Source organism: Cognatiyoonia sp. IB215182, assembly GCF_033963905.1.
Taxonomy (GTDB): Bacteria; Pseudomonadota; Alphaproteobacteria; order Rhodobacterales; family Rhodobacteraceae; genus Yoonia.
The window spans coordinates 197,023-214,930 of the sequence record NZ_JAXBMB010000001.1; the positions used below are offsets into that span (position 1 = coordinate 197,023).

The following is a 17,908-nucleotide window of genomic DNA, read 5'->3' on the forward strand; positions in this document are numbered from 1 at the left end:
CATTCAAGGTAACGACACTATCCTCCGTGAAGTCATTCGCGAGTACGGCGATTTGTTTAGCAAGCGTAGGGTGGGTGAAACCCACACGCCCGTTTCCGATATCAAATATGTCCGACCGCTTTCATAAAGGAAGTCAGTTGCGCGGCATATTCCTCCGGCGCCTCCACGCATGGCAAATGCCCGACACGGCGCATCAGCACGAATTGCGCGCCGGGGATCAGGTCAATCGTTTCGCGCACAAGATCAGTCGGTGTTCCGCGATCCTCTGACCCGGCGATGCCCAATGTCGGAATGCGCAAACCGGAAGTTGGCGTATAGAAATCGGTTCCCGCAATCGCAGCGCATACACCGGCATAACCCTCCGCCGGGGTCGCCTCCAACATGGCCTGCCAGGGCGCCATGTCTGGCGTCCCATAGAAATCCCGCCCGAACCAGCGCTGCATCACGTTATCTGCAATTCCGGCCATACCATGCGCGCGTACCGCATCAATCCGGTCCTGCCAGAGCTTCGGATTACCGATTTTCGCAGCCGTGTTTGACAGGACCAGCGCGCGGATCAGTTCGGGGCGTTTCACGGCAAGGCCCTGCGCGATCATGCCGCCGACTGAAAGACCGACGAACAGTGCGTCTTTCACATCAGCCGCCTTGCAGACCGCCTCAGCATCGCTGACCAATTGTCCCATGGTGTACGGGCCGTCCGGCACGTCAGAGCGGCCATGGCCCCGCTTGTCATAGCGGATGATGCGCAAGCCGCCCGGCAGATGCGGCAGGATCGGGTCCCACAGATGCAAGGTCGTGCCGAGCGAATTGGCAAAGACAACGGGTGGGCCGTCCTCCGGCCCGGTCACCTTTGCATGCAGTTTCACACCGCTGCGCGTGACCTCAATCGTCGCCATCACCAATCACCATATGGGCCATGATCTGCCCGTGATCTGAGGCGAGCTTGTTGTAGGGGGCCTCCGGATGAGAGCCATCGGTGAGATGGTCGTTCAGCACGCTGAAATACTCCATTTCCCCAATTCGGTCAGCAAATTCGGGCAGGAAATGCCGCGACATCAGGATCTGGTCGATGCTTTCGAAGACACCGCCAAAGGCCGAGGTATAGACCATGTCGCGTAGAGACTTCTTCACGAAAAGCTTCTCGGCGGAATAAAGGCGGACCTTGCCGACGGCTTCCTGGATGATGGTGTCTTCCTCGTCCGAGTAGCGATCCCGCCGGTCCTTTGCGTCATGCCTGCGCATCCAGGCGTAGTTTTTGAACGGCGCCTCTCCGGTGATGATCTCGGATGAGACCGCATGTTCGCTGTCGTTGAAATCACCCAGCACCATGACAGGGTTGCCCGCCTCCAACTCATCAAGGATCGCACGGCGCAGGACCCAGGCCTCAGCCATCCGCCGCAACGCCGCGCGCAGCGATCCCATCGCGCGGCCTGCCGCATCGTAATTCACCAGATCGGCCTCAGGCGGGAAGGCCGCGCCTTCGCGCCGCGGAAACTCGCCCAGCTTCGATTTGAGGTGGCAGTTGAAGACGGTAACAACCTGATCCTCAACCGGCACCCGCACTTTCAGGATCGGTCGGCTCAGCCGTGACAGACGGTAGGACCCGCCATCATCCCCGCCCAAATCGCTGAACGGGATGTCGAGCGGTTCGGACAGGTCCTGAACAACCTCTGGCAGCCCGTCAAATCCAAAGCGCGAGAGGATGGCCACACCGGGTCGGCGTTGGCCCGGCCCGCCATCAAAGCTGTTGGGCGCAAAGGCTAATGCGGCCTCGGTATAGGGTTCATACGCCAGTTTACGGAAGATCGCCTTGCGCGCATAGCGCTTTGACCGATCGGGGATCACGGCCTCATTGGCGGCCAGCCCCAGTTCGTCCGTTTCGATGATCACATCGCGCAGAGCGTCTTCGCTGAAAATCTCCTGAAAGCAGACGATATCGGCGTTCATCGTGAGAAGTTGATCGGCAAGCCAGGCGCGTTTCCAGGCATATTCCTCGGGCGTGTATTCCTCGAACCTGTAATACTCTTCCTCTGCCTCGATCAGGTTTTTGACGTTGAAACTGGCAATGGTGAAACGGGTCATGAGAGGGTCTCCAACGCCTTGGCAAAGATCGCGGCGTCCACGTTGCCGCCGGTGGCGACCGCAATGACGGCGTCGCCTTCAAATGCGTCGGGGTGGAACAGGGCGGCGGCCAACGCTGCGGCACCGCCCGGTTCGATCACGATCTTGAGGCGTTCAAACCCGTGCGCCATCGCGCGCAGGCATTCGTCTTCGCTCACGACAATCCCCGGCCCGCAATGCGCCTGCATGATCGGAAACGTAATCTCGCCTGGCTGCGGCGTGATGATCGCGTCGCAGAGCGAACCTGAGAGGCGTTCGTTGCGCTCAATCCGCCCGGATTTGAGCGACCGTGTCACGTCGTCGAATCCTTCCGGCTCCACCGGTCGGACCCGCATCTCCGGCGCATCGGCAGCCAGTGCCAGCGCAATGCCGGAGGTGAGCCCGCCGCCGCCGCAGCAGACTGCGACATCGGCCTGCGTCACGCCAAGCGCGTTCATGTCTTCGGCAATCTCCAAACCGCAGGTGCCTTGCCCAGCGATCACTTGTGGCTCATCGAATGGCTTGACCAGCGTCAGTCCACGCTGCTCTGCCAGCGCCGCGCCGATCTCTTCGCGCGATTCAGTGGCGCGATCGTAAAGCACGACCTCGGCCCCCAATGCCTTTGTGTTCTCGATTTTGAGTGCGGGGGCATCCGACGGCATCACGATGATTGCGGGCACGCCATGTTCCCGGGCGGCGAGTGCGATGCCCTGTGCATGATTGCCGCTGGAAAAGGCGATCACGCCCGCCTTCAACGCATTGTCCGTCAAAGCCGAAATCGCCGACCAACCGCCGCGAAACTTGAACGATCCGGTATGTTGCAGACATTCCGCCTTCACAAAGACCCGACGCCCGGCAATGTCATCAAGGAACGGGGATGTCAGGATCGGCGTCCACCGCGCATGGCCCGCCAGCCTATCGGCGGCGGCGCGGATCATGTCGATATTCATGTCAGTTGTCCTATCCAGTCCTGCAAGACTGCCAACGCCTCCGGCTCATCCAGAAACGGCACGTGGCCGCGCCGGGGTACGTCTGTGCGCAGCATGTCGGGGCGACGGCGGGCCATTTCACCGGCCGTTGCGGCGGTCAGAAGGTCGGAATTCGCGCCGCGGATCAGGGCCAATGGCAAGCCTGCCAATGCGTCAAACAGCGGCCAAAGATCGGGCACCGGCTGAGCACCTGCTTCCAGGACCGCATCGCGCAGTTTGGGATCATAGCGGATGACTAAGCCCTCGGGCGTCTCCTGATATTGGCCCCGTACTTCGGCCAGCCAGCGCTCCATCGGGACGTCCTCAAAATGGGTCCAGTTCGTGGCGCGAAAGGCCGCCGCCTCGGCATAGGTCTTCTGCGCCGGATTGCGCCCGATATAGTCCTTGATCACGTCAAGGCCCTTATCGGCGATCTCTGGCCCGATATCGTTCAGGGCTACGCCGATCAGCCGATCCTTTGCCGTTGCCGCGAGCATCATCGCAATCAGCCCGCCTCGCGACGTGCCGAGGATTGCCGTTTTCTCAAGCCCCAAGTGATCCATTAGCGCAAGCACATCCTGTGCCTCTTGCGGGATCGTATAGGTTCTGTGATCGGCCCAATCCGACTGCCCCCGCCCGCGATAGTCGGGTCGGATCAACCTGACAGGCATATGCGGCTGGACATGGTCAAAATCTGCCGCGTTTCGCGTGAGGCCCGCAAGGGCGATCACCGCCACACCCTCACCTTCGTCCAGATAATGCAGGCGCAGGCCGTCTTGGCTGTGGAAATAGGGCATCAGACAAGCTCCGGGATGGTCGTCAGATCGGACAGGATGTGATGTGGTTTGGCGTAGAGGCGGTCCATTGGTTCACCCGCCCTGTTCACCCAGACGGTCTGAAAGCCATAGCCTGCGGCTCCGGCGGCGTCCCATCCGTTTGAGGACACGAAGAGAACCTGATCGGGTGCGCACCCAAAGCGCTGCCCGACCAGATCGTAGACGCGCGCATGTGGTTTGAAGACGCCGACCTCTTCGACGCTCAGCACGGCATCCAAGCTGTCCTCAATCCCGGCGGACGACACGGCCCCGTTCAGCATATCCGGGCTGCCATTTGACAGGATGCCGGTGGCCATTCCTGCAGATTTGAGCGCGCCCAACATCGCAGGAACCTCCGGGTAAGCCGCGAGCTCCCAATAAAGCTCCAAGAGCCGGGCGCGGGTCGTGTCGCTTGAGAGCCCGTTGGCCTCCATGGCCCAGTCCAGCCCGTCTTGTGTGACCTGCCAGAAATCACAGTGCTGATCCGCCACTGCTCGCAGCCAGGTGTATTGCAGTTGCTTGAGCCGCCAATCGCGCGCCAGTGCGGGCCAAACCTCTGACAGATCCCCATGTTCGGACTCGGCTGCAGCTTGGGCTGCCGCCGCATTCACATCAAACAGCGTGCCATAGGCATCGAAGATACAGGTGGTGATTGGCATCAGAGTCTCCCCAGATCTGGCGGAAGCGTATCATGGGGGTGCCGCCTCACCACGCGTCTGTCACACCAGATGATCCGGCTGCGGCATCCCCAAAACGTGGAAGCCGCCATCAACCCGAATGATCTCTCCGGTTGTGCAGGCGCCCGCGTCAGATGCGAGGTAGACGGCGGTGCCCCCGACAGCCTCTAGCGTCGCATTGGCCCGTAAGGGTGCATTCTGATCGGTATGTTTGTATGTCCGCCGCGCGCCGCCGATGGCTGCTCCAGCCAGGGTCTTCATTGGACCTGGGCTGATCGCATTGACGCGGATACCCTGCGGCCCCAGATCATTGGCCAGATAGCGCGTCGTGCTTTCCAATGCGGCCTTGGCCACGCCCATGACGTTGTAAAATGGCGTGACGCGATTGGAGCCCTGATAGGTCAGCGTCAACAGCGTGCCGCCATTAGGCATCAGTTGGGATGCGCGGTTTGCGACGTCAATGAATGAATAGCATGAGATTGCTAGCGAGTTTTTGAAGTTGTCGCGGGTCGTGTTGATGAACCGGCCCGTCAGTTCGTTCTTGTCGGAATAGGCTATGGCGTGCACGACGAAATCGAGGCTGCCCCACTTTTCCTTGATCACCGCAAAGGCCGCATCCATGCTGGCGTCATCGGTCACATCGACATCCAGCATGATGTCTGATCCAACCGACTCCGCGAGCGGTTCCAGCCGTTTGCCGAATGCCTCGCCCTGATAGGTAAAGGCCAACTCTGCCCCGGCCTCGGCCATGGCCTTGGCGATCCCCCATGCAATCGAGCGTTCGTTGGCGACGCCCATGATCAGGCCGCGTTTGCCGTGCATTGACTGTGTCATGGAATTACCCGTGGAATTTGGACATAAGCATAGAGCCGTTGGTGCCGCCAAAGCCGAAGGAATTGGTCATCACCGTATCAAGCCCCGCATTCTCGACCAGCGATGTCGCGATCTCGGACGGATCAAGGGCAGGGTCGAGGTTTTCAACATTGATCGAAGGTGCGATGAAATCGTCCTGCAGCATCAACAGGCAATAGATCGCCTCTTGCGCGCCAGTGGCCCCTTGCGAATGGCCGGTCATGGATTTGGTGGAGCTGATCGGCGGTGTTGATCCCTGGCCAAAGACACGGCGGACCGCCTCAACCTCACCCACATCGCCGACCGGTGTCGATGTGCCATGGGCGTTGATGTAGCTGACCTTGCGACCCTCAGGTAGTGTCTTCAAAGCGCCGCGCATCGCCCGTTCACCGCCCTCGCCAGAAGGGGCGACCATATCGGCACCATCGGATGTGGCGGCGAAACCTGTGACCTCGGCATAAATCTTGGCCCCGCGGGCTTGCGCGCTTTCAAGGCTTTCGAGCACCACCATCGCACCGCCTCCGGCGATCACAAAGCCATCGCGGTCGGCATCAAATGCGCGCGACGCCCGTTCCGGCGTGTCATTGTATTTCGACGACATCGCGCCCATCGCGTCAAAGAGGCAGGACAGGGTCCAATCAAGCTCCTCACCACCGCCCGCGAACATGATGTCCTGATTGCCGAGCGCGACCTGACCGGCGGCCATACCGATGCAGTGCAAAGAGGTCGAACAGGCCGAGGTGATGGAGAAGTTAATCCCCTTGATTTTGAAGGCCGTCGAAAGATTCGCGCTCACGGTCGAGGACATCGCCTTTGGCACGGCAAAGGGACCAATCCGCTTGGTGGCACCGGTTTCCTTGACGACATTATGCGCCGCGAGCAATGCCGAGGTCGACGGCCCGCCCGAGCCTGCGATCAGACCGGTCATCGGGTTGACAATCTGGTCTTCCGTCAGCCCCGCATCATCAATAGCCTGTTGCATCGCGATATAGGCATAGGCCGCGCCTGGTCCCATAAAGCGCAACGTGCGCTTGTCGATATGCTCTGCAATATCGATCTTGAGCGTGCCGGCAATCTGGCTGCGAAACCCGTGCTCAATCATCTCGGGGCTCGCTTCGATGCCGGACTTGCCGGCCTTCAGCGCGGCGGTCACCTCGGCCGCATTGTTTCCAATCGGCGATACGATGCCCAATCCTGTGACGACAACACGACGCATGGCAATTCCTCAATGGTTTAGCCGTTGTGTAGGGGAGAGGGAACGCAGGGGCAAGTAGCGGTGTTTTGAAGGCGGTGCGTCCGTCAGGGCTGGCTGCGTTGATCCCGTTCCTGCCGATATTGCGGCAATGGCCGCACGCCTGCATCTGAACGGGGTGGTGGACCCGGATCATGCGCTTTGCGAGTACCGTCTTCGGCTTGCGCATCATTCGGGTCGAACGATACCGCAGCCCAGCTTTAGTCAATCGCCATGCAACACTCAAAAAGGCATGGCTATGGAACTGAAAGACAAAACGATCATCATTACAGGCGCAAGTAGTGGCATCGGCGCAGCAGCGGCAAGCCTTTTCGCTGCAAATGGCGCCAATGTCGTGTTGGGTGCACGGCGTGAAGCCGAATTGGATGAAACCGTTGCGCAAATCGCCCACAGCGGCGGCAAGGCCATACGGCTTGCGGGTGATGTCCGGGACGAGGCCTATGCGATGGGGCTCGTCGAACTTGCTCAAAAAGAATTCGGCGGTCTCGACGGGGCATTCAACAATGCCGGCGTCATCGGAGACTTGGTGCCCGCCCCTGACATGGATGCAAGAAACTGGAACGAAGTGCTTTCAGTCAACTTGAGCAGCGGGTTCCATGCAGCCAAACACCAGATTCCTGCATTGAAGAAAGCGGGTGGCGGTTCAATTGTATTCACCTCTTCCTTTGTGGGGCATACGATCGGACTGCCGGGCATGGCTGCCTATGCAGCCGCGAAGGCTGGATTGATCGGTTTGACCCAGGTTTTGGCGGTTGAACATGGGCCGGACAACGTCCGCGTGAACGCCCTTCTTCCGGGTGGGACGATGACGCCAATGGCTGGCGATGATCCGATGTTTCACGAAAAGGTTCGGGGTTTTCACGCGCTCAAACGTATGGCCGAACCCGCAGAAATTGCCGAAGCGGCTCTGTTCCTGCTCTCTGATCATGCTTCCTTTGTGACGGGAAGTGCGATGATCGCCGATGGTGGAAACTCAATAAGCAAAATCTAGGGCCGTTTTGCGGGCACCGGCTTTGTTGAGGCTGGTGTCCGCTTTCTCAGCTGAGCTAGTGCAGGCAACAATTGCTTTTGTGTTTCGACTTCGCGTGGCAACCCGGTCAGATCGGACTTTTGAGCCTGCGGCGCGACAGATGGAAATCCGGTTCAAACCGTCCTGATGGATCACGTCCCTTGACGTAGTCGCGCTGCCAGCCTTGTTTGACGGTTTCGGGATCGCCTTCGGCGAGACGTGCGTGAAAATCGTTCCGCCCTTTCCGCCAGTGATCGAAGCTTTGTTTCAGCTCTTCGGCCTCATCAAACGTCCGAAGCCGCGGTTGGATGTGGTCAAGGGCGGCATGGGGAACAAGCGACAGAAAACAGAACGCCTCTCCCTTCTCGAAATAGACCGTTCCCGGACGTGTGAAGCGCCAGTTCATCGTGAAGGTGAATGGGAGCCAATCTGTCTCAACCAGTCCCTCAAGTGCGGTAATCCCGTCTTTGACAGTATTTGGTGCGCCGCGCGCGGCAATGGCCCAGCCGGGTGATGTGCGGAAGAGGTAACCGGGGTGAAATGTCAGGATACCATGCCCAAAAGCCGGGACCGCCAGATGTTTGACCAGCTCGCCAGGCTCATCACTTGTGATGACGACATCGGTTGGCAAATTGCCACCGTTCCAGTGCGCGGCAATTGAAAACGGCATGATGATTTCCCAGCCGCTCGAATTGGCAATCGGCAAAGGAGTACAACGATAGGCGAAACGACTGTTTGTCTCATCCATCCAGTCACGGGTGGCCCTGCCAGGTATGATCTCTGGCGTGTTGTCGTGTTCTCGGAAACACTCAAGATCCGGGTAGACGGGCAGCATTTCGCGATCGCTGTCAGGCATATATTTTGGTTCCGATCATGTTGGCGGCCTGAGATACGTAAGCATCTGCGGCCAGAGCGATCAAGTTGCATCTGCGCTGGTGGTGATTGTCGGCAGAACGGCGGCAGTTACCCTGGTGCAGAAGCAGTTTCAGGATCCTGGTTTGTTGGTTCCCATTAATGTCCGCCGTGGCTGCGACGCAGGGTTGGCGCTGTTAGAACCACTGCCCCGGCTCCATCCATCCGTGATCCATCAATTGCTGTGCGCGCCAGTTGAACTTTTCCGATTGCTGCCAGTGAAACCCTGCAATGGCATGTCGGCTACCAGAATTGCGGCGGAGTGCTTTGGCTGTGCGGAACGAGGCGATGGCCGCCGTCAGATTGTGATGCCAGGGACAGGACATCGTATTGTACTCATCGATATTAAAACTGCGATCCGGGAGCATCTTCAGCCCCGGCTGCGCGCGGAAAAGCGGTGTCCGGTCAATCCGCCGTCTTTCCTCTGCGATGTGTTCCTCGAACCGCCAGCGCAGACCGCCAAAGACGTGCATCTGCCGATCAAGCGCAATGCCTTCTTCGTCCGTCCGCGCCAGAGCGTAGTGGCCTGATCGGTCAAAATAGGCATCCTCGCGCGCTACCCCCGTCGGATGGGCCGTCAGGTCACCCGCGTAAAGGTCGACCACGTATGACGCGACCACGTCGCGCCGTTCCTCGACCATGAAGCCCAGCATCTCGCCTATGCTGCGCTGTTCTGAGAACGGGTAAAACAGGTATTCGGCGTTGTAGCTATAGTAGATCCATTGACCGGGGGCCGCCTCGATCATGGCATTGACGATCTGCATCAGTGCGCCATCGGCGGTCACGTCATGGTCGACCTGATGGATATCATCGGGCAAGTGGTGGCGCGCGGCGAAGTCCTGCGCGCAAAAGGCGATGATTTGTGCAAATCCCAGTGACTGATGATGCTGGATCGTACTCTCGACTTCCACCGCATCCTCCACAAGAATCAGTGCAATCGGTCCGCATGTCAGCACGTTTCTGCGGTCACGGATTAGGGCGGTCAGGTCAGGATAATGCGTCATCTGGGCATCCGGTCGGGCTGGGCGCAACGTCTGCCATCTTGCGCCGCATTGCAAGCGCCCGCCCGACCCGCTAGAAGGCCGCCCATTCACGCCAAGCTGCGAGCCCCTGCCGATGTCCGCGCCCAAGAAGCTTTTTATCAAAACCTACGGCTGTCAGATGAATGTCTATGACAGTGAACGCATGGCCGAGGCGCTGGGCGGCAAAGGTTATGTCGAGACGCAAGTTCCCGATGACGCGGATATGATCCTGCTGAACACCTGCCATATCCGCGAAAAGGCGGCGGAAAAAGTCTATTCCGAATTGGGCCGCTACAAGGATCTGAAAGCCGAAAAGCCCGATCTGAAGATTGGTGTGGCGGGTTGTGTTGCACAGGCCGAAGGGGAAGAGATCATGCGTCGCCAGCCGATGGTCGATTTGGTCGTCGGTCCGCAAAGCTATCACCGCTTGCCTGCGATGGAAGATGTGGTGCGAGTCGGTGAGAAGGCGCTGGATACGGATTTTCCAGAAGACGACAAATTCGACACGCTCAAAACCCGTTCCAAGGCCAAGCGCGGCCCAACCGCGTTTCTGACGGTTCAGGAGGGATGCGACAAGTTCTGCGCGTTTTGTGTCGTGCCTTATACACGCGGTGCCGAAGTTTCGCGCCCCGCTATGCGCGTCATCCGCGAGGCGCAGGAGCTCGTTGAGGCGGGTGTGAAGGAAATCACACTGCTAGGGCAGAATGTGAACGCCTATCACGGTCATCCGGAGGGCCTCGCCGGGCTGATCTGGGAATTGGACAAGATCGACGGCCTGGCCCGCATCCGTTTCACGACCTCTCATCCTAACGACATGGACGATGCGCTGATCGACGCACATGGCACCTGCGAAAAGCTGATGCCTTACCTGCATCTGCCAGTCCAATCCGGGTCGGACCGGATCCTCAAGGCGATGAACCGCAAACATACCGCCGAAAGCTATATCCGCCTGATCGAACGCATTCGCGCGGCACGACCTGACCTGCTGCTCTCCGGCGACTTTATCGTGGGCTTTCCCGGCGAGACCGAGGAAGATTTTGAGGACACCATGAACCTCGTCCGCGAGGTGCATTACGGGCAGGCGTATTCGTTCAAATACTCGACCCGCCCGGGAACTCCGGCTGCGGAAAAGCCGCAATTGCCCGATGAGATCGCCCATGATCGGTTACAGCGCCTGCAGGCGCTGTTGCGCGAACAACAGCAAGCCACGCAGGCCGCGATGGTCGGGCGTGAGGTCAAAGTGCTCTTTGAAAAAGCCGGGCGTGAACCAGGCCAGATGATCGGGAAATCAGAATATCTGCACGCGGTCTATGCCGACGCGCCAGCGGATGTGCTGGGCCAGGTCCGCGCGGTGCGCGTGGTTGAAGACAGTCCGAATTCATTGAAAGGCCAGCTCCTTTAGCGGGGCGCAAATTCCTTGATAAGGAATTTGTTCAGACTTTTCGAAAAGTCTGATGCGCAGCAGGAGAGGTGGTTTCCTGCCTCAATTGATGTCAATTCGGTGACAATTGCAGTTGCACGCTTGCGCCTTGCGGTCGGACTTGCCACGATATCAACATATAGACTCAAAGGAGAGCTGTTTGGCCACCAGTGCCCTGACCCCACCCGCTGATCCCGTCAACGAATCCCTTTTGGAATTCCCTGACAACTTCCTGCTGATCGATCTCTGTGGTGAGTATGATCGCAACCTGACCACCATCGAAGACAAGCTGGGTGTGCAGATCCTGCGCCGGGGAAATCAGCTGGCGGTGATCGGCGAAGACGGTCCACGCCACGATGCTACCCAAGTGCTGCAATCGCTCTATAGCCGCCTTGAGGCGGGCCGCACGCTCGAACCTGGTGATCTCGATCGGGAATTGCGCATGGGTCCCGACGCGATGTTTGATCCAAGCGCGGACGGCGATCAGATCGAGATGTTCAAGGGCGAGACCGCCCGGGTAGAGATCAAGACCCGCAAAAAACTGATTGAACCGCGGACGGATGCACAGAAAGCCTATGTGCAATCGCTTTTCACGCATGAGCTTGCTTTTGGCATTGGTCCCGCAGGTACTGGCAAGACCTATCTGGCTGTGGCGGTTGGCGTGAACATGCTGATCGGTGGCCATGTGGACAAGATCATCCTGTCGCGGCCCGCTGTGGAGGCCGGCGAGAAACTGGGTTATCTGCCCGGTGACATGAAGGACAAGGTCGATCCTTACATGCAGCCGCTTTACGACGCGTTGAATGACTTTCTGCCGGGCAAGCAGGCGGCGAAGATGATGGAAGAAAAGATCATCGAAATCGCCCCGCTCGCCTTCATGCGCGGGCGAACCTTGTCGAATGCTTTCGTCGTGCTCGATGAGGCGCAGAATGCCACGACCATGCAGATGAAGATGTTCCTGACCCGCTTGGGCGAGGGTTCGCGCATGGTGATCACTGGTGACCGCACACAAATCGATCTGCCGCGCGGCGTGAATTCAGGGCTTTGGGATGCAGAGCGTTTGCTGAAAGACATCCCCAAGATCAGCTTTAACTATTTCAGCGCCAAGGATGTTGTTCGTCACCCCCTAGTCGCGGCAATTATTCAGGCTTACGACAAAGACGATGCAAGCTAGAGGATGAATCTGGTGAGCCTCTCAGGCTGGACCCATGAGCGTTGATATCGTCATCGAAGACCCGCGCTGGGCCGATATTGAGCCGCTGGCGCAAAAGGCGACCGATGCAGCACTGGAGCGGCTCGGCCTTGAACCATCCGCGTTTGAAATCAGCCTGCTTGCCTGTGATGATGCCCGGATCGCCGCGCTAAACGCAGATTTTCGCGGCAAGCCGCAGGCCACCAACGTCCTCAGCTGGCCATCGGAAGAGCGTGCAGCAATTGTCGATGGTGAGATGCCTTTGCCCCCATCGCCGGGTGGTGATGCCGAACTGGGCGATGTCGCAATCGCCTATGACACATGTGCGCGCGAAGCGACGGAGGCGGGCAAACCCTTTGCCGATCATACGCTGCATCTTTTGGTGCATGGTACGCTGCATCTGCTGGGTTTTGACCATGTGCGCGACCGCGATGCGACGCTGATGGAAGGGCTTGAGACAGAAATTCTTGGCAAGCTGGGGCTTTCTGACCCATATAGGATGTAGAGCGGCCAAAGCGGCCACACAGGTAAGGAACACATGGGCGATACCGGCGAGGGTCCATCTATCGCAGCGCCAGGCGCGCAAACGGACCAGAACGAGACACAACTGGGCCTTTTCGCCCGTCTTCGCGATGCAATTCGCCCTCCCGCCCCTGCAGAGGTTCACGACGCCGTGCCGCGCGAGGCCGCGCGGGTGTCGGGGTCGGTTCTGGGAATGCTCAACTTGCGTCGGATGCGGGTGGAGGATGTAGCGATCCCCAAGCCCGATATCGTGGCCGTCCCCTTGGGCATCACTAAGGATGAGTTGGTTGGCACCTTTCGCGATTGCGGCCTTACTCGCCTGCCGCTTTATGACGGCACCTTAGATACGCCGATCGGCTTTCTCAGCCTTAAGGACTTTGCCCTGCGTCATGGGTTTAACGGCAATGGCCCGGATCTCGACTTGCGCGATATCGCCCGGCCTTTGATATATGTGCCACCATCGATGCCTCTGGGTGTGCTTTTGCAAAAAATGCAGGCGGAGAGGACCCATATGGCGCTTGTCATCGATGAATATGGCGGTACGGACGGCCTTGTGACCATCGAGGATGTCATCGAACAGGTCGTGGGTGAGATCGAAGATGAACACGACATCGAAGAGGCGAAAAGCTGGGTGATGGAAAAGCCCGGATGCTACCTCGCGCAGGCCCGCACCGATCTGGATGATTTTGAGGCGGAAATCGGGATGAAGCTGACCGAACACGCCGATATCGATGAGGAAGAGATCGACACGTTGGGCGGTCTCGTCACCTTGCTGGCCGGGCATCTGCCTGCGCGTGGTGAGGTGATCGTGCACCCTGACGGCCCGGAATTTGAGGTCGTGGATGCCGATCCACGCCGGATCAAGCGCTTGCGCGTCAGGCTGCACAGCGCAACGCATGGCTGAGACCATTTTGCAGCGTTTTGCAGATGCAAAGGCGTGGCATCGTTTTTTGTTGCTGGTAGGCTTGGGCGTTTTAGCCGCGCTGGGGCAGGCGCCTTTGGATATCTGGCCCGCCACGCTGATCGGGTTCGCGACCCTGTTCTGGCTCCACGATCGGCAAGCGACGCCCAAGCGGGCGATGTGGCAGGTTTGGGCATTCGGCGTTGGCTACTTTGCGTTTTCCCTGCGTTGGATTGTCGAGCCGTTTTTTGTCGATCTGGCCCGGCACGGATGGATGGCGCCCTTTGCCATCGTCCTGATGGCCGCCGGCGCCGCCTTGTTCTGGGGGCTGGCGGCTTGGCTTGCGCAACGTTTTCTGCTCCGCACTGCACTGTCATTGGGTCTGATGATTGTAGGTGCAGAGATCACCCGCTCTCTCATACTCTCAGGCTTTCCATGGGCGCTGGTCGGGCATGTCTGGATCACCACGCCGATGGCGCAGCTTGCTGCCTTCGGGGGGCCGCATCTGTTGAGCCTTTTAACAATTGTGGCTGCCCTTGCGCTGACAGCGTTGACCAGACAGCGAAGGATCGCCGGTGCAGCGGTGCTGTCTGTCCTTGCAGTTACAGCGTTCCTGCTGCGACCCGGCGCGGCCGTGCCGTCAGAGCCGGACGCGCCGATTGTGCGCCTTGTTCAGCCGAATGCGCCGCAGCGCCAGAAATGGGATCCCGTCCATCGCGATACCTTTGTTAGGCGAATGATCGCGGCAACGGGCGAAGGGCCGCGTCCCGATCTTGTCGTCTGGCCGGAAACGGCGATCCCCTATCTTCTGAACCATATCGAAGATGACATGCGGGTTATCGTGGATGCCGCGCGTGACGCGCCGCTCGTCTTTGGGATTCAGCGGTTTGACGCGGATCGCAACTTTTACAACAGTCTTGTTGTCATGGGGCCTGGCGGATCGCTTGATGCCATTTATGACAAGCGCCACCTTGTACCTTTCGGGGAGTACATGCCGGGTGCCGCCCTTCTGGGGCGCGCGGGTATGGCAGGGTTGGCGCGCAATCTTGGCACGGGCTTTGCCCCCGGCGCAACGCCTGGGCCAGTGGCAATTCCGGGGATCGGAAATGCCATTCCGCTGATTTGCTATGAAGGCATCTTTGCCGAGGAAATCAGTGACGGCGGTGACCGCGCTCGCCTGCTGCTGCTGATCACCAACGACGCGTGGTTTGGACAGGCGGCGGGGCCTTATCAGCATCTGGCGCAAGCCCGTTTGCGCGCGATTGAACAGGGCCTGCCCATGGTGCGAGTCGCCAATACCGGGATCAGCGCGATGATCGACGCGAAGGGGCGCATTATCGCGCAGTTGCCCTTAGGCGTTGACGGCGCTCTGGACGTGGCTTTGCCCCCAGCCTTGCCCTCGACATTCTACGTTCGGATGGGCGATTGGCCTGTGGCTATTGTGCTCATTTTGTTAACCATTGGTCATGTAACAGGGCGCATGCGCGAAACCAATTGACCTTCGCGCAATGACCCCATAGACGCGACAAAGGTTCTGTCACAACGGCTTCCTGACGTGGCAGATTTTTTCTTATCGGAGCACATCCCCATGGCAAGACAAGACTACATTTTCACTTCGGAATCCGTGTCCGAAGGTCACCCTGACAAGGTCTGCGACCGCATTTCTGATGCAGTGCTGGACGCATTCCTGAGCGAAGAGCCTGAGGCGCGCGTCGCCTGTGAGACATTTGCCACGACCAACCAGATTGTCATCGGGGGTGAGGTGGGCCTGTCGGACCAATCCAAGCTGAAGGATTACATGGGCCGGGTCGAAGATATCGCCCGGGCTTGTGTCAAGGATATCGGCTATGAGCAGGACAAGTTCCATCACGCGACCTGCAACATCACCAACCTTCTCCATGAGCAGTCCGCACATATCGCGCAAGGTGTGGATGCCGCTGAGGACAAGGATGAGGGCGCAGGCGATCAGGGTATCATGTTCGGCTATGCCACGACCGAAACAGAGGCGTTGATGCCAGCCCCGATCCAATATGCCCATGCGGTGTTGCGGCGCTTGGCCGAGGTGCGCAAATCGGGCGAGCAGCCAACGCTGCGCCCTGACGCGAAAAGCCAGATCTCACTTCGTTATGCGGGTGGCAAGCCTGTCGAAGTGACCTCGATCGTGCTGTCCACCCAGCATGAACACGAACATCAGACCAGCGACGATATCCGCGCCATCGTGGAACCCTATATCCGCGATGTTCTGCCCGACGGGCTGATCACCAACAAGACGGAGTGGTGGGTCAACCCGACTGGCATCTTCGTTATCGGCGGACCGGACGGTGACGCGGGCCTCACAGGCCGCAAGATTATCGTCGACACCTATGGTGGTGCGGCCCCCCATGGTGGTGGTGCGTTCTCTGGAAAAGACCCGACCAAGGTCGACCGCTCTGCGGCTTATGCGGCGCGCTATCTCGCGAAAAACGTGGTCGCGGCAGGCATGGCCGAACGTTGCACGATCCAACTGAGCTATGCGATTGGTGTGGCCAAACCCTTGTCGATCTATGCAAACACTCATGACACGGGTGAGGTTGCGCCAGAGGCGATTGAACAGGCCATCGCACAGGTGATGGACCTGACCCCGCGCGGCATTCGCGAGCATCTGTCGCTCAACAAGCCGATTTATGAACGCACCGCGGCCTATGGCCATTTTGGTCGTGAACCTGATGCCGACGGTGGCTTTAGCTGGGAACGGACCGATCTGGTCGATGCGTTGAAACGCGCTGTCTGACCTTGGGATGCGTTTCCAAGGGGCCAGCGCGCCTTGGAAAAGCCATATCACCGGGTAAACTGCCCTCAGGGTAAGGAGTGCCTGATGATACGGACCATGCTGATGGCCCTGGGGATCGCGTGCAGTTGCACGCCGATCTGGGCACAGAAATATGCGGGCGAAGCCGGCACGACGGCGAGTAAGTTCACCGTCGATGGTGCCATGCTGATCTATGACAGCGGCAATGTCACGGGCGATGCTTACCCCGAAATCGATGGGCCGGATGTGGACCAGTTGCGGACCTTGCTGCGGCGCAACCCGGATATCACCACATTGCAACTGACCAGTACCGGCGGTCTTGTCTGGGCAGGCAATGAAATGGCGCATATCGTGCTGGATTTCGGGCTCGACACTGTGGCCGAAGGGGAATGCAGCAGTTCCTGCGTCACGATTTTTCTGGCGGGAGAAAAGCGCAGTCTGACCCGCGGCTCGCGCCTGGGCTTTCACCAGAACAGCTGGTCTGAAGCGGGGATGCAATCCTATTTCAAGGAATGGCGCGAAGATGAAAACTGGGACACGGCCTTCGATTTCGCCTCATGGGTCTATCAGGATACCCAGCACGAAACCGCCGCCCAGATCGAGTTCATGATCGACCGCGGTGTCGATCCGCTTTTTGCGATCGAGACCAAGATGTACCGACCCATTATGTGGTTCCCATCAAGGCGAGAGCTTGAGGCGGCAGGTATCCTGCGTGATTGATCACAGGCGCGGGCCTTGCTAGATGCTGCGCCATGAGCAAGGACAGACATCCCTCTGGCGCGCCTTGGCGTAATTTCTATGGCCGGTTTCGTGGCAAGACGATCCGTGCCGCACAGCACGACTATCTCGAGAATGACCTTGCAGCCTTGTCGCCGGGTGCGGTGAGCTGGGAAGACAATCCCGAGAGGACTCCGCTTGATCTGCAGGCACTTTTTGAAGGGCGCGATGTCTGGCTTGAGATCGGTTTTGGCGGTGGTGAGCACCTTGTACACATGGCCGAAACCTATCCTGAGGTTGGCCTGATCGGCTGCGAACCCTTCGTGAATGGCGTGGCGATGCTGCTCGGCAAAATCCGGAAGGCTGAGGTGGAGAATCTGCGCGTCCATCCCGGTGATGCGCGGGATCTTTTTGATGTTTTGCCTGATATGTCGGTCAGCAAGGTCTTCCTGAACTATCCCGACCCATGGCCCAAAAAGCGACATCACCGCAGGCGGTTCGTGACGCCAGAGCATCTTGTGCCGCTGCATCGGGTGATGAAGCCAGGGGCGGAACTGCGCGTCGCCACGGACATCCCTGATTATGTGCGCCACACCCTCGAACAGGTGCCGCAGCACGGTTTTGACTGGCTCGCCGAACGCCCCAGCGATTGGCAAGAACCGTGGGATGACTGGCTGTCGACACGCTACGAACAAAAAGCACTGCGTGAGGGGCGTACGCCTCACTACCTGACGTTTCGTCGGCTGTAAGCCCGGCCCTTT

Annotated in this window: 18 protein-coding genes and 1 riboswitch; of the genes, 9 read left to right on the forward strand and 9 right to left on the reverse strand. The window is 59.1% G+C overall.

Annotated features, from left to right (window positions below):
• Positions 1-101 precede the first annotated feature (101 nt).
• Genes pcaD through fabB form a run of 7 tightly spaced genes read right to left on the reverse strand, consistent with a single transcriptional unit; the run spans position 102 to position 6,628 of the window.
• Positions 102-896: a 3-oxoadipate enol-lactonase gene (pcaD, locus tag SLH47_RS00985; protein ID WP_320237423.1), complete on the reverse strand. Its 795-nt coding sequence runs from the start codon at positions 894-896 to the stop codon at positions 102-104.
• A complete protein-coding gene (locus tag SLH47_RS00990; RefSeq protein WP_320237424.1) occupies positions 883-2,082 on the reverse strand; it encodes an endonuclease/exonuclease/phosphatase family protein in 1,200 nt (399 codons plus the stop codon). Before SLH47_RS00990 ends, pcaD begins: the two co-directional genes overlap by 14 nt.
• Positions 2,079-3,050: a threonine/serine dehydratase gene (locus SLH47_RS00995; protein WP_320237426.1), complete on the reverse strand. Its 972-nt coding sequence runs from the start codon at positions 3,048-3,050 to the stop codon at positions 2,079-2,081. Before SLH47_RS00995 ends, SLH47_RS00990 begins: the two co-directional genes overlap by 4 nt.
• Positions 3,047-3,865: an alpha/beta hydrolase gene (locus tag SLH47_RS01000; protein ID WP_320237427.1), complete on the reverse strand. Its 819-nt coding sequence runs from the start codon at positions 3,863-3,865 to the stop codon at positions 3,047-3,049. Before SLH47_RS01000 ends, SLH47_RS00995 begins: the two co-directional genes overlap by 4 nt.
• Positions 3,865-4,542, reverse strand: coding sequence for a haloacid dehalogenase type II (locus SLH47_RS01005; RefSeq protein WP_320237428.1), 678 nt, complete (start codon positions 4,540-4,542; stop codon positions 3,865-3,867). Before SLH47_RS01005 ends, SLH47_RS01000 begins: the two co-directional genes overlap by 1 nt.
• A 60-nt stretch (positions 4,543-4,602) precedes the next feature.
• Positions 4,603-5,394, reverse strand: a complete 792-nt coding sequence (locus tag SLH47_RS01010) for an enoyl-ACP reductase (RefSeq protein WP_320237429.1) — start codon at positions 5,392-5,394, stop codon at positions 4,603-4,605.
• 4 nt (positions 5,395-5,398) lie between these two features.
• Positions 5,399-6,628: a beta-ketoacyl-ACP synthase I gene (gene fabB, locus SLH47_RS01015; protein ID WP_320237430.1), complete on the reverse strand. Its 1,230-nt coding sequence runs from the start codon at positions 6,626-6,628 to the stop codon at positions 5,399-5,401.
• A 274-nt stretch (positions 6,629-6,902) separates the two neighbouring features.
• Here fabB and SLH47_RS01020 point away from each other — a divergent pair, with 274 nt between their 5' ends.
• Positions 6,903-7,655, forward strand: a complete 753-nt coding sequence (locus SLH47_RS01020) for an SDR family oxidoreductase (RefSeq protein WP_320237431.1) — start codon at positions 6,903-6,905, stop codon at positions 7,653-7,655.
• 106 nt (positions 7,656-7,761) lie between these two features.
• Here SLH47_RS01020 and SLH47_RS01025 read toward each other — a convergent pair whose 3' ends face one another.
• Entirely contained in the window at positions 7,762-8,529 is a 768-nt protein-coding gene (locus tag SLH47_RS01025) for a DUF6065 family protein (RefSeq protein ID WP_320237432.1), read from the reverse strand.
• 193 nt (positions 8,530-8,722) lie between these two features.
• Complete coding sequence (locus SLH47_RS01030; RefSeq protein ID WP_320237434.1) at positions 8,723-9,589, reverse strand: glycosyltransferase family 2 protein; 867 nt, start codon at positions 9,587-9,589, stop codon at positions 8,723-8,725.
• Between the two features lie 112 nt (positions 9,590-9,701).
• Here SLH47_RS01030 and miaB point away from each other — a divergent pair, with 112 nt between their 5' ends.
• The 8 genes from miaB to trmB all read left to right on the forward strand — a co-directional run bounded on the left by miaB (position 9,702) and on the right by trmB (position 17,896).
• Positions 9,702-11,009, forward strand: coding sequence for a tRNA (N6-isopentenyl adenosine(37)-C2)-methylthiotransferase MiaB (miaB, locus tag SLH47_RS01035; RefSeq protein ID WP_320237435.1), 1,308 nt, complete (start codon positions 9,702-9,704; stop codon positions 11,007-11,009).
• A 178-nt stretch (positions 11,010-11,187) separates the two neighbouring features.
• On the forward strand, positions 11,188-12,201 hold the full coding sequence (locus SLH47_RS01040) for a PhoH family protein (protein ID WP_320237436.1): 1,014 nt from the start codon (positions 11,188-11,190) through the stop codon (positions 12,199-12,201).
• A gap of 34 nt (positions 12,202-12,235) precedes the next feature.
• Positions 12,236-12,724 carry an rRNA maturation RNase YbeY gene (gene ybeY / locus SLH47_RS01045; protein WP_320237437.1) on the forward strand — a complete coding sequence of 163 codons (489 nt, stop codon included), beginning with the start codon at positions 12,236-12,238 and terminating at the stop codon, positions 12,722-12,724.
• Positions 12,725-12,757: 33 nt separating this feature from the next.
• Entirely contained in the window at positions 12,758-13,645 is an 888-nt protein-coding gene (locus SLH47_RS01050; protein WP_320237438.1) for a hemolysin family protein, read from the forward strand.
• Positions 13,638-15,140 carry an apolipoprotein N-acyltransferase gene (gene lnt / locus SLH47_RS01055; protein ID WP_320237439.1) on the forward strand — a complete coding sequence of 501 codons (1,503 nt, stop codon included), beginning with the start codon at positions 13,638-13,640 and terminating at the stop codon, positions 15,138-15,140. The genes SLH47_RS01050 and lnt overlap by 8 nt, the downstream gene beginning before the upstream one ends.
• 33 nt (positions 15,141-15,173) lie before the next feature.
• Positions 15,174-15,223: riboswitch (SAM-SAH riboswitch) on the forward strand.
• 7 nt (positions 15,224-15,230) lie between these two features.
• Positions 15,231-16,412: a methionine adenosyltransferase gene (gene metK / locus SLH47_RS01060; RefSeq protein WP_320237440.1), complete on the forward strand. Its 1,182-nt coding sequence runs from the start codon at positions 15,231-15,233 to the stop codon at positions 16,410-16,412.
• A gap of 84 nt (positions 16,413-16,496) precedes the next feature.
• The gene (locus SLH47_RS01065; RefSeq protein WP_320237441.1) at positions 16,497-17,150 is read left to right on the forward strand and encodes a hypothetical protein; all 654 of its coding nucleotides are present in this window, start codon (positions 16,497-16,499) and stop codon (positions 17,148-17,150) included.
• Between the two features lie 32 nt (positions 17,151-17,182).
• Positions 17,183-17,896, forward strand: a complete 714-nt coding sequence (gene trmB / locus SLH47_RS01070) for a tRNA (guanosine(46)-N7)-methyltransferase TrmB (protein ID WP_320237442.1) — start codon at positions 17,183-17,185, stop codon at positions 17,894-17,896.
• The last annotated feature ends 12 nt before the right edge of the window (positions 17,897-17,908 follow it).